Consider the following 15,140-nt stretch of genomic DNA (forward strand, 5'->3'; position numbering starts at 1 on the left):
GACGGTCCCGACTGGAGGTACGGATGCGTCGCCCTGTGGCACGGAAACTGTCGGTCCTGGCGGTCTCGGCCGCCGTCGTGTCGGTCGGGGCAGCGGCCCCACCGGCGGCAACGAGCAGCACACCGACGAAGGTTCCGGTCGCCGTCGGCTACGGCGGTGCCGTGGCGAGCGTCGACGCGGACGCCACCGCCGCCGGTATCGAGGTCCTGAAGAAGGGCGGCAACGCGGTCGACGCGGCCGTCGCCACCGCCGCCGCGCTCGGCGTCACCGAGCCCTACTCCTCCGGCATCGGCGGAGGCGGCTACTTCGTCTACTACGACGCCAAGTCCCGTACCGTGCACACCATCGACGGCCGCGAGACCGCGCCGCTGACCGCCGACTCCAACCTCTTCGTGGAGAACGGCAAGGCCCTCGCCTTCGCCGACGCCGTCAGCAGCGGCCTCAGCGTCGGCACCCCGGGCTCACCCGCCACCTGGCAGTCCGCCCTCGACCAGTGGGGCAGCAGGAAGCTCGGCACGGTGCTCAAGCCCGCCGAGCGGATCGCGAGCGACGGCTTCACGGTCGACGACACCTTCCGCAGCCAGACGGCGTCCAACGAGACCCGCTTCCGCTACTTCCCGGACACCGCCAAGCTGTTCCTGCCGGGCGGTGCGCTGCCGGTCGTCGGCTCCACCTTCAAGAACCCCGAACTCGCCGCCACGTACAAGGAGTTGGGCAAGAAGGGGATCGGTGCGATCTACCACGGCGACCTCGGCAAGGACATCCTCGCCACGGTGAACAACCCCAAGGTGGACGCCAGTTCCGGCTGGAACGCCCGCCCCGGCAAGCTGTCCACCAAGGACCTCGCGGCCTACCGCGCAAAGCTCCAGGCGCCCACGAAGACCTCGTACCGCGGACTCGGCGTCTACTCCATCGCGCCCTCCTCCTCCGGCGGCACGACCGTCGGTGAGGCGCTCAACATCCTTGAGAAGACGGACCTTTCGAAGGCGAGCGAGGTCCAGTACCTGCACCACTACATCGAGGCCAGCCGGATCGCGTTCGCGGACCGGGGGCGCTGGGTCGGCGACCCCGCCTTCGAGGACGTACCGACGAAGGAACTCCTCTCGCAGAAGTTCGCCGACTCGCGCGCCTGCCTCATCAAGGACGACGCGGTGCTCACCAGCCCGCTGGCGCCCGCCGACCCGCGCAACCCGACGGCCTGCACCGCCGCCGGGACGGCCGCGCCGACGACCTACGAGGGCGAGAACACCACGCACCTCACGGTCGCCGACAAGTGGGGCAACGTCGTCTCCTACACGCTCACCATCGAGCAGACCGGCGGCAGCGCGATGACCGTGCCCGGCCGCGGGTTCCTGCTCAACAACGAGCTGACCGACTTCTCCTTCACCCCGGCCAACCCGGCCGTCCACGACCCGAACCTGCCCGGACCGGGCAAGCGCCCGCGCTCGTCGATCTCGCCGACGATCGTCCTCGACCAGCACAACAAGCCCGTCGTGGCGCTCGGTTCACCCGGTGGCGCGACCATCATCACGACCGTGTTGCAGACCCTCACCGAGTTCCTCGACCGGGGGCTGCCGCTGGTGGACGCTATCGCCGCGCCTCGCGCCAGCCAGCGCAACGCGGCGAACACGGAGCTCGAACCCGCCCTGTACAACAGCGACTTGAAGACCCAGTTGCAGGCCATCGGGCACTCCTTCACCTTGAATCCGGAGATCGGCGCGGCGACCGGCGTGCAACGGCTGCCGGGTGGGAAGTGGCTGGCGGCGGCGGAGACGGTGCGGCGGGGTGGCGGGTCCGCGCAGGTGGTGGATCCGGCTCCGTAGTTCGCGGTCTGCGGGGGCGTGGGGGCTGGTCGCGCCCACGCGGCGGAGCCGCACATCGATACAGCCCCCGCGCCCCTGAAGGGGCGCCTCAGGCAGGGGCGCTTGACAGGTTCTGTCTGTTGAACACCAAGTGATCGCCCTCTACGCCCACCGTCACCTGGCCGCCCTCCGCGACCGTGCCGTCCAGAAGCAGTCGCGACAGCCGGTTGTCGACCTCGCGCTGGATGGTGCGGCGCAACGGGCGGGCGCCGTACTCGGGTTGATAGCCGTGGCGGGAGAGCCAGTCGACGGCCGGGTCCGTGAACGTGACCGTGATGCCCTGCGCGTGCAGGAGTCGGCGGGTGTGTTCCAGCAACAGCTCGGTGATCAGGCGGAGTTGCTCGGCGGTGAGCCGGCGGAAGACGACGATCTCGTCGATGCGGTTGAGGAACTCGGGGCGGAAGTGCTCGCGCAGCGGGCGCAGGATCTGCTCGCGCCGGGCCTCCTCGTCCGCGTCGGCGCCGCCCGGGCCGAAGCCGATACCGGCACCGCGCCGGGTGATCGCCTCGGAGCCGAGGTTGCTGGTCATCACGATCACCGTGTTGGTGAAGTCGACCGTGCGGCCCTGCGCGTCGGTCAACCGGCCGTCGTCCAGGACCTGGAGCAGGATGTTGAAGACGTCCGGGTGTGCCTTCTCGACCTCGTCGAGGAGGAGCAGCGAGTACGGGTGTCGGCGTACGGCCTCGGTGAGTTGACCGGCCTCCTCGTGGCCGACGTAGCCGGGCGGAGCGCCGACGAGACGGCTGACCGTGTGCCGTTCCTGGTACTCGCTCATGTCCAGGCGGACCATGCGGTCCTCGCTGCCGAACAGGGCCTCGGCGAGCGCGCGGGCAAGTTCCGTCTTGCCGACGCCGGTTGGGCCCAGGAACAGGAAGCTGCCGATCGGCCGGTCCGGGCTCGCCAGCCCGGCGCGGGAGCGCAGCACCGCGTCCGACACGACCCGGACCGCCTCCTCCTGGCCGACGACCCGGCGGTGCAGATGCTCCTCCAGACCGAGCAACCGGTCCTTCTCCTCCGCCGTGAGACTGCTCACCGGGATACCGGTCTGCCGTGACACGACCTCGGCGATCGCTTCGCCGGTGACCTCCAGGTGCTGGCCCTCGTCGCCCCGGTCTTCTCCACCGGCCTCGGTCAGCCGTACCTTCAAGTCGGCGATACGGTCCCGGAGTTGGGTCGCCTTCTCATAGTCCTCGTCGGCCGCCGCCTGGTCCTTGTCCCGGGAGAGCTGCTCCACCTCGCTCTCCAGGGCCCGTACGTCCGCGCCCTTCGTGCGCGCCCGGAGCCGCACCCGCGCGCCCGCCTGGTCGATCAGGTCGATCGCCTTGTCGGGCAGCCTGCGGTCGGTGAGATAGCGGTCCGAGAGCTCTACGGCGGCCACCAACGCCTCGTCGGTGTAACGGACTTGGTGGTGCGCCTCGTAGCGGTCGCGCAGTCCGCGCAGGATCTCGATCGCGTCCGGGACGGTCGGTTCGGGCACGAGGATCGGCTGGAACCTGCGGGCCAGCGCCGCGTCCTTCTCGATCCGGCGGCACTCCTCAAGGGTCGTAGCGCCCACGATGTGCAACTCGCCGCGCGCGAGGGCCGGTTTGAGGATGTTGCCGGCGTCCATGGAGCCGCTCTCGCCGCCACCGCCCGCGCCGACCACGGTGTGCAACTCGTCGATGAACACGATCAGTTCGTCCGAGTGGGCGCGGATCTCGCCGACGATGTTCGTCAGCCGCTCCTCGAAGTCGCCCCGGAAACGGGTGCCCGCGACCACGCCGGTGAGGTCGAGTGCGACGACTCGCCGCCCCACCAGTACGTCCGGTACATCGCCGTCGATGATGCGCTGCGCGAGGCCCTCCACGATCGCGGTCTTGCCCACCCCCGCGTCGCCGATCAGCACCGGGTTGTTCTTGCCGCGCCGGGACAGCACCTCGATGGTCTGCTCGATCTCCTCGTCGCGGCCGATCACCGGGTCGATTCGGCCGTGGCGGGCCAGGTCGGTGAGATCGCGGCTGTACTTGTCGAGGGTGGGGGTGGCGGTGGGGCGGGGCTGGTCCGTGCGGGGCTGTGTGCCGTCCATGGGTTCGGGCGGCAGGCCCGTGGGGGCGTAGCGGGCCGCGTTCAGGATGTGACCGGCCGCCGAGTCCGGGTTCGCGGCGAGTGCGCCCAGGACGTGTTCGGGGCCGATGTATCCGGTGCCGCCCGCCCTGGCCAGGTCGTGGGCGTCCAGGAGGGCGCGTTTGACGGCCGGGGTGAGGGCGAGCGACGTGCCCTCCGGGGGTTGGGCGGGTCCTGAGCGCTCGTCGATCTCTGCGGCTAGGGAGTCGGGGTCTGCGCCTGCCCGGGTGAGGAGGTCACGGGTTGGCTCCACGGACAGGGCGGCGCGGAGTAGGTGCTGGGTGTCCAGGTCGTGGCTGCCGTGTTCTGCGGCGTACTGGGCGGCGCCGCGAACGAGGTCTCTGGCCGGCTGGCTGAGTAGGCGGCCTATGTCCACGTCCCGTGGGCCAGGGCGGGCGGCTCCGTCGAAGAAGCGGGCCAGGAACTCGCCGAACGGGTCGTTTTCCGGGTCTGTGTAGCCGCTGGTCATCAATCCACCATGGCACGGGCCACTGCGTGGGGCATGTGCAGGTTTGGGGGGATTGCAGATGGTTTTTGTCTGCGGGTGCGTTGTGGCTGGTCGCGCCTACGCGGCGGAGCCGCAAATCGACACAGCCCCGCGCCCTTGAGGGGCGCTTCCCTTACCGGCGCTCGGTCAGCACCCTTGGACCCGCCTCCGTGATCGCCACCGTGTGTTCCACGTGGGCCGCTCTTGAGCCGTCGTTTGTCTTGAGGGTCCAGCCGTCCTTCGCCGCGTGGTAGTCGTCGCGGCCGCTCGCGATCAGCATGGGCTCGATCGCGATGACCATGCCGTGGCGGAGGGGGAGGCCGCGGCCGGGGCGGCCCTCGTTCGGGACTCCGGGGTCCTCGTGCATCTGGCGGCCGATGCCGTGGCCGCCGAAGTCCTCCATGATGCCGTAGCCGGCCGTGCGGCACACCGTGCCGATCGCGTGGGCGATGTCGCCGATGCGGTTGCCGACGACGGCCGCGTCGATGCCCGCCGCCAGCGCGCGCTCGGCGGTGTCGATCAGGCGGACGTCGGCGGGGCGCGGCTCGCCGACGATGAAGCTGATCGCCGAGTCGCCGGCCCAGCCGCCCAGCTTGGCGCCGAAGTCGATCGAGACCAGGTCGCCGTCGCGCAGCAGGTAGCCGTCCGGGATGCCGTGCACGATCGCGTCGTTCACGGAGGCGCAGATGACCGCGGGGAACGCGGTGGGCGCGAAGGCGGGGCGGTAGCCGAGGAAGGGGGAACCCGCGCCGGCCGCACGCAGCACGTCGTGCGCCACCTCGTCCAGTTCCAGCAGGGATACGCCCACGTCGGCGGCCTCCCGCACGGCCGTGAGGGCGCGGGCCACGACCTGGCCCGCCTCGTACATCGCATCGATAGACGTGTCCGTCTTGAGTTCCACCATGCCAATTACTATACCGGTATTAGAATGACGGCATGGTACGCACCCCTCTCACCCCCGAAGAGCGCGAACGCGGCGAACGGCTCGGCCGGCTGCTCCGCGAGGCCCGTGGTGGCCGGAGCATGACGGACGTGGCGGCGCACGCGGGCGTCTCGGCGGAGACCCTCCGCAAGATCGAGACGGGCCGGGCACCGACGCCGGCCTTCTTCACCGTGTCCGCCCTCGCCGAAGCGCTCGGGCTGTCCATGGACGAACTCGTGGTCAGGTGCGCGCCGTTGGCGGCCTGAACCCGAGAGTGTTTACCCCACCTTGACGGGAGACGTGCGTCGGATCCGGCGTGAACCCGGCGGGCTCATAGTCGGGAGGCGTAGGCTCCCAGACCTCTGCGCCCGGCTCGAAAAGCTTCCGTAGCCGCGTCGTAACACAAATGGTGTTTTCTACGGATCGGAGCATTCCGGTCTGGCGGGAGTTGGGGCATGGCTGTGGATCAACTCCCCGGACAGGTGCGGGAGTTCGCGAACTACCTCGACGGACTTCTGGCGCGCCTTGACCAGGGCGGCGGCTGGTGCGGGGTGTTCTGGCAGCGCGATCCCGATGGCATGCAAGCCTGTCTGAGCGGGCGTGAAGTGCCGCCCTGGGACGTGGTGGAGGCGCTGCTCCAGGACCTCGCCGCGGAGTACGGCCACGCTGTCGCGACCCAGGAGAAGGAGCGGGCCAGCGCCCTGCACGCCGCCGCGCTCGCCGCGTTCGACGCCCGTCCCGGCAGCCGTGACGCCCTCAGCGACCGGCTCGATGTGATGCTCCGTGAGCAGAAGTACGCGGCCGAAACGCAGGCGAAGCTGGGGCGGTTGCTCAACGCCGCCACCACTCAGGAAGCGGCCGACGCCCTCCGCCTCGACCTCGCCTGGGCCCACGACGACCACGAGCGCGCCACCGCCCGCTGCGCCGAACTCCGCGCCCGCATCGAGCAGTTGGACAACTACGTCCACATCCAGGGCACTCGGGGCATCCACCGCGACCGGCACGGCAACGTGTTCCGGGTCGACGACACCTTCCAGGACCAGAACACCGCCGCGTACGACCAGAACTCCGCCCCGCACCGACTGCCCCGCCAGCGCGACGCCGAGCAGATACCCGTCACCGGACCGCAGGGCGGATACGACGATGCCGGACGCGCCGCGGACCCCGACTACTGGCAGCCGGACACCACGAGCCGCGAGCACGCCGGCTACGAGGGGACGTACGGGGACGGCCAGGCCCCGGACGCGCGCCGCGGCTACGAGGAGTTCGAGCGCGCGAACCCCGACTACGGCAACCCGGAACCGGACCTCACGACGGGTGCGACCGAGACCCCCGACCGGGCCGCCGTCGACCAGGCCCCCGCCCCCAAGCAACGCAAGCGCCGCCGAGGCAGCGCCCGCTTCGCCGGCCTCGCCGAGGACGACGCCGCCGCCCCGGCACCGAGCCCCGTAGCCGCCGTACCCGAAACCCCCGCACCCGCGCCTGCCACCCGCCGTACCCCGCGCGGGGCCCGTTTCGCCGGGGCCGCGCGGCCGGTCGAGCGGGCGCAGCCGAAGCGTGAGGCGTTGGACGACGAGGCGCGGCAGGCCACCCTGGAGGCCGTGCAGCGGCTCGTGGGGCTGCGGCGCGAGGGCCGTAGCGGCGAGGCGCACGCGCTGCTCGCCGAGGCCGCCTACTGGCCCGCCGCGCGGTTCCCGCTGCTCGCGGCCGAGCTCCAGCGCGCCGGGCTCGGCGCGGACTGGGCGACGCTCCTGTGGGAGGCCGCCTCGCTGCCCGCCGACCGGCTGGTCGGCGCGGCGGACGCGTTGGTCGCGGCGGGCCGCACGGCGGACGGCGAGCAGATCCTGCGGCAGGGCGTGGCCCGCCCCGCCGAGGAGATAGGCGAGGTCGTGCTCGCGCTGGTCGCGGAGGGGCGCCGCCGGGAGATCCGCGCGCTTCTCGACGCCTACGTCCGGGTCCGCACCCCTGAGGAGGCGGCCCGCAGCGTGGCCGCCGACCCGCAGCAGCTGGTTCCGCTGCTGCTGGAGGCCGCGCAGGGCGCCTCGGACGAGTGCCACTGGGATCTGGTGCACGCCTTGCGGGTGGCGGGCTTCAGCGCGTGAGCGCTCCGCTGGGTTAGCGGTCGGGTACGCGGTTTTTGGCTGCGCGTCGGTGGGGGCTGGTCGCGCTCACGCGGCGGAGCCGCATATCGATACAGCCTCGCGCCCCTTTCGGGGCGCTGCACTGCACGGAGTCCGTCGGAGCCGTCTAGGCGGCCCAGCGGCTCACCCACCGGAGGGTGAAACGCGATCGACTCCGCGGGTTAACGGCGATGGTCTTGGCAAGGCTCCTTCGGAGGCTTACGTTCATCCCTCTACGGCCTTGTCTACGGGCGTAGAGGCTCTGGCGTCCCGTCGAAGGAGCAGCTCATGGCCAACGTCGTACGCGCCGCTCTGGTCCAGGCCACCTGGACCGGCGACACCGAGTCCATGGTGGCGAAACACGAGGAACACGCCCGCGAGGCGGCCCGCCAGGGCGCCCAGATCATCGGGTTCCAGGAGGTGTTCAACGCCCCCTACTTCTGTCAGGTCCAGGAACCCGAGCACTACAGCTGGGCCGAGCCGGTGCCCGACGGGCCGACCGTGCGTCGTATGCAACAGCTCGCGCGCGAGACCGGCATGGTGATCGTCGTCCCGGTCTTCGAGATCGAGCAGGACGGCTTCTACTACAACACCGCGGCCGTGATCGACGCCGACGGCACCTTCCTCGGCAAGTACCGCAAGCACCACATCCCGCAGGTCAAGGGCTTCTGGGAGAAGTACTACTTCAGGCCGGGCAACGCGGGCTGGCCCGTCTTCGACACCGCGGTCGGCAAGGTCGGCGTCTACATCTGCTACGACCGCCACTTCCCGGAGGGCTGGCGCCAACTCGGGCTCAACGGAGCGCAGTTGGTCTACAACCCGTCCGCCACCTCGCGCGGCCTCTCCGCCTACCTCTGGCAGCTGGAGCAGCCGGCCGCCGCGGTCGCCAACGAGTACTTCATCGCAGCGATCAACCGTGTGGGACAGGAGGAGTACGGGGACAACGACTTTTACGGGACGTCGTACTTCGTCAACCCGCGAGGCCAGTTCGTCGGCGAGGCCGCCAGCGACAAGGACGAGGAACTCGTCGTGCGCGACCTGGACTTCGGGTTGATCGAGGAAGTCCGCCAGCAGTGGGCGTTCTACCGCGACCGGCGTCCCGACGCCTACGAAGGGTTGGTGCAGCCGTGACCAAGGACCTGTTGGGACGCCACCGGGACGTGCTCCCCGACTGGCTCGCCCTGTACTACCAAGACCCGTTGGAGATCACGCACGGCGAGGGCCGGCACGTCTGGGACGCCGAGGGCAACAAGTACCTCGACTTCTTCGGCGGCATCCTCACCACCATGACCGCGCACGCGCTCCCCGAGGTCACCAAGGCGGTGAGTGAGCAGGCCGGGCGGATCAACCACTCGTCCACGCTCTACCTCAACCGGCCGATGGTCGAACTCGCCGAGCGCGTCGCCCAGTTGTCCGGCATCCCGGACGCCCGCGTCTTCTTCACCACCTCGGGCACCGAGGCCAACGACACCGCCCTGATGCTGGCCACGACCTACCGGCGCAGCAACCAGATCCTGGCCATGCGCAACAGCTACCACGGCCGCTCCTTCAGCACGGTCGGCATCACCGGCAACCGCGGCTGGTCCCCGACCTCGCTCTCCCCGCTCCAGACGCTGTACGTCCACGGAGGCGTGCGGACGCGCGGACCCTACGCCGACCTGAACGACGCCGAGTTCATCGCGGCCTGCGTCGAGGACCTGAAGGATCTGCTCGGTCACGTCCGACCGCCCGCCGCGCTGATCGCCGAACCGGTGCAGGGCGTCGGCGGGTTCACCTCCCCGCCCGACGGTCTCTACGCCGCCTTCCGCGAAGTCCTCGCCGAGCGCGGGGTGTTGTGGATCGCGGATGAGGTGCAGACCGGCTGGGGCCGTACCGGCGACCACTTCTGGGGCTGGCAGGCGCACGCGGAGAACGGGCCGCCGGACATCCTCACCTTCGCCAAGGGTATCGGCAACGGCATGTCCATCGGCGGTGTCGTCGCCCGCGCCGAGATCATGAACTGCCTGGACTCCAACAGTATTTCGACCTTCGGCGGCACTCAGATCACCATGGCGGCCGGTCTCGCCAACCTCACCTATCTGCTGGAGCACGACCTCCAGGGCAACGCCCGCCGCGTCGGCGGCCTCCTCATCGAGCGGCTGCGGGCCGTCGCCGCACAGCATCCCGGCGTACGGGAAGTTCGCGGGCGCGGGCTGATGATCGGCGTCGAGCTGGTGAAGCCGGGCACCGACGAGGCCGACCCGGATGCCGCGTCCGCCGTACTCGAAGCGGCCCGCGAGGGAGGCCTGTTGATCGGCAAGGGCGGCGGACACAACACCAGCGCCCTGCGCATCGCCCCGCCCCTGTCCCTGACCGTCGCGGAGGCCGAGGAGGGCGCCGCGATCCTCGAACGGGCTCTGAGGAGCACGCAGTAGAGCACACGCTGAACAAGGGAAGACCGTCATGACCACCACCTTGGGAACCCTCGGAACCCTGGACGCCCTGGAGCCCGCGCTGTCGGTGCGCCAGGTCCTCGCCCTGGAACGGGTCCTCGCCGGGGAACCCGAGGTGGTGGCCGGCGCGAGCCAACTCGACCGGCCCGTGCGCTGGGTGCACGTCGCCGAGGCCGCCGACGTCGGCGTGATGCTCACCGGCGGCGAGATGGTCCTCACCACCGGCGTGCTCCTCGCCGGTGACGAGGCGGCGCAGGCCGAGTACATCCAGTCCCTGCACCGCGCGGAGGCCTCGGCCGTCGTACTCGGCCTGGGACGGGCCTTTCCCGCCCCGCCGGACGTGATGCGCCGGGCGGCCGAGCGGTGCGGGTTGCCCATGGTGGTGCTCCACCGGCCCTTCCCCTTCGCGGAGTTGACGGAAGAGGTCCAATCCCGGCTCGTGCGGCGGAAGTTCGCCGCCGTGAGTCTCTCCGAGGCCGTACGGACCGCGCTCACCGGACTCATCACCGGCGGCGCCCCGCTGCAGAGCCTGCTCGACGAGGTCGCCGCGCACAGCGCCTGCCCGGTCGTCGTCACCAACCTCGCGCACCGCGTCCTCGCCACGGCGGGGGAGCGGTCCGCCGTGGACGACGTGCTGCGCGACTGGGAGCGCATCTCCCGGCAGGCCGGTGGCAGTGAGGGCGACGGCTGGATCCGCGCCGAACTGGGCGGGCGCGGTGAGCGGTGGGGCCAGATCATGCTGTGCGGCTACCGCGGCGACACCGCCACCGGACGCCTCCTCGCCGACCGCGCCGCCGAGGCCCTCGTCCTGCACCGCATGCTCGGCGGCTCCGCCCACACCTGGGAGGAACAGTCCGCCCAGAGCCTGATGACCGACCTCGCGAGCGGTGTCGTACCGGCTCGCCAACTCCTGCCCCGCGCCCGCGCGGCCGGACTCCCCGTCAACCGGCGCACCTTCGTCCCGATGGTCGTACGCGACGGCGACACGGTCCAACTCGACCGCGTGCTACGGCTGTTGGGGCTCCCCGGACTCGTCGCCGAACTGGCCGACGGTGTCACCGCCGTCCTGCTCAGCCTGCCCCGCGACCAGGACGCGGACGCCCTCGCCGCGCACTTCGCGAGCCGACTGCGCACCGAGTCGGGGGCGTTGAAGGCGGTGGTGGCCGCCGCCGGTCAGCGCACCGTCTGGGACGACGTGCCCGCCGGTCTGCGCGAGGCACAGCACGTCGCCGACGCCGTGGCCGACTCCAGCGACGCCCTCGACCTCCCCGCCGTCGTACGCCTCAAGGACGTTCATCTGCGCGGCCTGATCAGGCTGTTGCGGGACGACCCGCAGGTGCAGTCCTTCGCCGAGCGGGAGTTGGACGGGCTGCTGTGCGCGGCCGACGAGGACCTGCTCGCCGTACTGCGCACCTATCTGGCCACCGGCCGCAACAAGTCGCGCACCGCGCAGCTCCACCACGTGTCGCGGCCCGCGCTGTACCGCCGGCTGGAGGCGATAGAGGGGCGGCTCGGGGTCGACCTCGACGACTTCGAGCAGGCCGCATCGGTGCACATCGCGCTCCTCGCGCACGACGCGCAACAGGGGTGAAACATGGGACTACCTGCGAAAACGGCGGTGAAACATGCGGCCACGACAGGGTGACACCGTGGAACGCCGCGCGCCCGCAGACGTGACACCGTGCAACTCAAACCCGACTTCAGGGCTTCCTAAGCTCCTCGCACACCTAGCGACCGGAGGTCCCGATGAGCACAGTGATTCGTGCCGCTCTCTTCCAGACAGCCTGGACGGGCGACAAGGAGTCCATGATCCAGGTACACGAGCAGGCGGTCCGCGACGCGGCCGCGCAGGGTGCTCAAGTCCTGTGCTTCCAGGAGCTGTTCTACGGACCGTACTTCTGCCAGGTCCAGGACAAGGCGTTCTACGAGTACGCCGAGGCGATCCCGGACGGCCCGATCGTCAAGCGCTTCCAGGCGCTCGCCAAGGAGCACGGCATCGTCCTGGTCCTGCCGATGTACGAGGAGGAGCAGCCGGGCGTCCTCTACAACACGGCCGCCGTGATCGACGCGGACGGCTCGTACCTGGGCAAGTACCGCAAGCACCACATTCCCCAAGTCCCCGGATTCTGGGAGAAGTTCTACTTCCGTCCGGGCAACAGCGGCTGGCCCATCTTCGACACCAAGGTCGGCAAGATCGGCGTCTACATCTGCTACGACCGGCACTTCCCGGAGGGCTGGCGTGCGCTGGGCCTCGCGGGTGCGGAGATCGTCTTCAACCCGTCGGCGACCTCGCGCGGCCTCTCCGCCTACCTCTGGCAGCTGGAGCAGCCCGCTGCCGCGGCGGCCAACGAGTACTTCGTCGGCGCCATCAACCGAGTGGGCGTAGAGGAGTTGGGCGACAACGACTTCTACGGCACGACGTACTTCGTCGACCCGGAGGCCCAGTTCGTCGGCGAGGTGGCCAGCGACAAGGAGCCCGAACTCGTCGTCCGGGACCTGGACTTGGCCAAGCTGCGCGAAGTCCGAGACCGCTGGCAGTTCTACCGCGACCGCCGCCCGGATGCGTACGGCCCGCTGACCGCCCCGTAAAACACGCATGGCACCCGCGCCCCGCTTTTAGGGGCGCGGGGCAGCGTCCATTGGCGGCTTGGCCGCGGGGCGCGCCCAGCCCCCACAGACCCGCACCAGACCACAATCCAGCGGAGTCAAAACAATGAGCACCCGTACCGTAATCCGCGGCGGCCTAGTCATCACCGCGTCCGACGAACTCCACGCCGACGTCCTGATCGAAGACGGCCGCATCGCAGCCCTGGCCACCTCCGGTACGCCGACGGCCGACGGCTGGACCGCCGAGAAGGTCATCGACGCCACCGGGAAGTACGTCATCCCGGGCGGTGTGGACGCCCACACCCACATGGAGATGCCGTTCGGCGGAACGAAGGCGGCCGACACCTTCGAGACCGGCACCCGGGCCGCCGCCTGGGGCGGTACGACGACCATCGTCGACTTCGCCATCCAGAGCGTCGGCGGAGCCCTCCGCGAGGGCCTCGACGCCTGGCACGCCAAGGCCGAGGGCAACTGCGCCATCGACTACGGCTTCCACATGATCGTCTCCGACGTCAACGAGGACACCCTCAAGGAGATGGACCTGCTGGTGCAGGAGGGCGTCACCTCCTTCAAGCAGTTCATGGCCTACCCGGGCGTCTTCTACAGCGACGACGGCCAGATCCTGCGCGCCATGCAACGCGCCGCCGACAACGGCGGGTTGATCATGATGCACGCCGAGAACGGCATCGCGATCGACGTCCTCGTGGAGCAGGCGCTGGCCCGCGGCGAGCGGGACCCCCGCTACCACGGCGAGGTCCGCAAGGCCCTCCTCGAAGCCGAGGCGACCCACCGCGCGATCAAGCTCGCGCAGGTCGCGGGCGCCCCGCTCTACGTCGTGCACGTCTCCGCGATGGAGGCGGTCGCCGAGCTGGCCAAGGCGCGCGACGAGGGCCTCCCCGTCTTCGGCGAGACCTGTCCGCAGTACCTGTTCCTGTCGACGGACAACCTCGCCGAGCCCGACTTCGAGGGCGCGAAGTACGTGTGCAGCACGCCCCTTCGGCCCAAGGAGCACCAGGCCAAGCTGTGGCAGGGCCTGCGCACCAATGACCTCCAGGTCGTCTCCACCGACCACTGCCCCTTCTGCTTCGTGGGCCAGAAGGAGCTGGGGCGCGGGGACTTCTCGAAGATCCCCAACGGCATGCCGGGCGTCGAGAACCGCATGGACCTGCTCCACCAGGGCGTCGTCGACGGCCACATCAGCCGCCGCCGCTGGATCGAGATCGCCTGCGCCTCCCCGGCGCGGATGTTCGGCCTCTACCCGAAGAAGGGCACCATCGCCCCGGGCGCCGACGCCGACGTCGTCATCTACGACCCGCACGCCGAGCAGATCGTCTCCGCCGAGACGCACCACATGAACGTCGACTACTCGGCGTACGAGGGCAAGCGCCTCACCGGCCGCGTCGAGACCGTCCTCTCGCGCGGCGAACTCGTCATCACCGAGCGGGAGTACACCGGGCACGCGGGCCACGGCGTCTACACCCCGCGTGCCACCAGTCAGTACCTCAACTAGGAGCGGCGCCAATGGACTTCGGACTCGTACTCCAAACCGACCCGCCGGCCTCGCGGGTCATCAGCCTGATGAAGCGCGCCGAGCGCAACGGCTTCACCTACGGCTGGACCTTCGACTCCGCCGTGCTGTGGCAGGAGCCGTTCGTGATCTACAGTCAGATCCTGGCCAACACCACGAAGTTGACGGTCGGCCCGATGGTCACCAACCCGGGCACCCGCACCTGGGAGGTCACCGCCTCCACCTTCGCCACCCTGAACGACATGTTCGGCAACCGCACGGTCTGCGGTATCGGCCGCGGCGACTCCGCGATGCGCGTCGCGGGCCGCGCCCCGAACACGCTCGCCCGGATCAGCGAGGCCATGAAGGTCATCAGGGCGCTCGGCTCCGGCCAGGAGGCGGACCTCGGCGGCACGGTCATCAAGTTCCCCTGGGCCAAGGAGGACGCCCAACTCCCGGTCTGGATGGCCGCGTACGGCCCCAAGGCGCTGAAGATGACCGGCGAGGAGGCCGACGGCTTCATCCTCCAGCTCTCGGACCTCTACCTCACCGAGTACATGGTGAAGGCGGTCAAGGACGCGGCCGTCGCCGCCGGACGCGACCCGTCCGAGGTCAAGATCTGCGTCGCCGCCCCGGCCTACGTCACCGAGGACGACTCGCCCGAGGCGCTCGCCCACGCGCGCGACCAGTGCCGCTGGTTCGGCGGCATGGTCGGCAACCACGTCGCCGACCTCGTCTCCAAGTACGGCGCGCACTCCGCCGCCGTACCCGAGGAACTCACGGACTACATCAAGGCCCGTGAGGGGTACGACTATTCGCATCACGGTCGCTCCGACAACCCCGACACGGCCTTCGTGCCCGACGAGATCGTCGACCGGTTCTGCATCATCGGATCGGCCGAGAAGCAGATCGAAAAGCTCAGCGCCCTGCGCGAGTTGGGCGTCGACCAGTTCGCCGTCTACGACATGCACGACGCGCAGGAAGCCACGATCGACGCGTACGGGTCGAAGGTGATCCCGGCCGTCAACGGCTGACGCACACCCGTACCACCGCTCAACTCCCCGTCCCCCCACTCCAGTTCTCCCCCTCCCCACCGTCCT

At 70.2% G+C, this 15,140-nt stretch carries 11 protein-coding genes; 9 read left to right on the forward strand and 2 right to left on the reverse strand.

Annotated features, from left to right (window positions below):
• The first annotated feature begins 23 nt into the window (after positions 1-23).
• A complete protein-coding gene (gene ggt / locus OG588_RS40570; RefSeq protein WP_405951593.1) occupies positions 24-1,823 on the forward strand; it encodes a gamma-glutamyltransferase in 1,800 nt (599 codons plus the stop codon).
• 88 nt (positions 1,824-1,911) lie between these two features.
• On the opposite strand, the gene OG588_RS40575 is transcribed toward ggt, so the two are convergent.
• Together OG588_RS40575 and map are read right to left on the reverse strand one after the other, a co-directional pair.
• The gene (locus OG588_RS40575; RefSeq protein WP_405951594.1) at positions 1,912-4,434 is read right to left on the reverse strand and encodes an ATP-dependent Clp protease ATP-binding subunit; all 2,523 of its coding nucleotides are present in this window, start codon (positions 4,432-4,434) and stop codon (positions 1,912-1,914) included.
• A gap of 151 nt (positions 4,435-4,585) precedes the next feature.
• Positions 4,586-5,356 carry a type I methionyl aminopeptidase gene (map, locus tag OG588_RS40580; RefSeq protein ID WP_405951595.1) on the reverse strand — a complete coding sequence of 257 codons (771 nt, stop codon included), beginning with the start codon at positions 5,354-5,356 and terminating at the stop codon, positions 4,586-4,588.
• 32 nt (positions 5,357-5,388) lie between these two features.
• Between map and OG588_RS40585 the strand changes: the two genes are divergently transcribed.
• From OG588_RS40585 to OG588_RS40620, 8 genes are all read left to right on the forward strand, one after another.
• Positions 5,389-5,640, forward strand: a complete 252-nt coding sequence (locus tag OG588_RS40585; protein WP_405951596.1) for a helix-turn-helix domain-containing protein — start codon at positions 5,389-5,391, stop codon at positions 5,638-5,640.
• A gap of 189 nt (positions 5,641-5,829) precedes the next feature.
• Positions 5,830-7,476 (forward strand): hypothetical protein, encoded by a 1,647-nt coding sequence (locus OG588_RS40590; protein WP_405951597.1) that lies wholly within the window; start codon positions 5,830-5,832, stop codon positions 7,474-7,476.
• Positions 7,477-7,782: 306 nt separating this feature from the next.
• Positions 7,783-8,625, forward strand: coding sequence for a nitrilase-related carbon-nitrogen hydrolase (locus OG588_RS40595; RefSeq protein ID WP_033279424.1), 843 nt, complete (start codon positions 7,783-7,785; stop codon positions 8,623-8,625).
• Positions 8,622-9,908 carry an aspartate aminotransferase family protein gene (locus tag OG588_RS40600; RefSeq protein WP_405951598.1) on the forward strand — a complete coding sequence of 429 codons (1,287 nt, stop codon included), beginning with the start codon at positions 8,622-8,624 and terminating at the stop codon, positions 9,906-9,908. The genes OG588_RS40595 and OG588_RS40600 overlap by 4 nt, the downstream gene beginning before the upstream one ends.
• Positions 9,909-9,936: 28 nt before the next feature.
• Complete coding sequence (locus OG588_RS40605) at positions 9,937-11,517, forward strand: PucR family transcriptional regulator (protein ID WP_405951599.1); 1,581 nt, start codon at positions 9,937-9,939, stop codon at positions 11,515-11,517.
• A gap of 155 nt (positions 11,518-11,672) precedes the next feature.
• Positions 11,673-12,515 carry a nitrilase-related carbon-nitrogen hydrolase gene (locus OG588_RS40610; protein WP_019071248.1) on the forward strand — a complete coding sequence of 281 codons (843 nt, stop codon included), beginning with the start codon at positions 11,673-11,675 and terminating at the stop codon, positions 12,513-12,515.
• Positions 12,516-12,639: 124 nt separating this feature from the next.
• Entirely contained in the window at positions 12,640-14,043 is a 1,404-nt protein-coding gene (gene hydA, locus OG588_RS40615) for a dihydropyrimidinase (protein ID WP_405951600.1), read from the forward strand.
• 11 nt (positions 14,044-14,054) lie between these two features.
• Entirely contained in the window at positions 14,055-15,074 is a 1,020-nt protein-coding gene (locus OG588_RS40620; RefSeq protein WP_266863481.1) for a TIGR03842 family LLM class F420-dependent oxidoreductase, read from the forward strand.
• The last annotated feature ends 66 nt before the right edge of the window (positions 15,075-15,140 follow it).

This window comes from Streptomyces prunicolor, from assembly GCF_045162825.1.
Taxonomy (GTDB): Bacteria; Actinomycetota; Actinomycetes; order Streptomycetales; family Streptomycetaceae; genus Streptomyces; species Streptomyces prunicolor.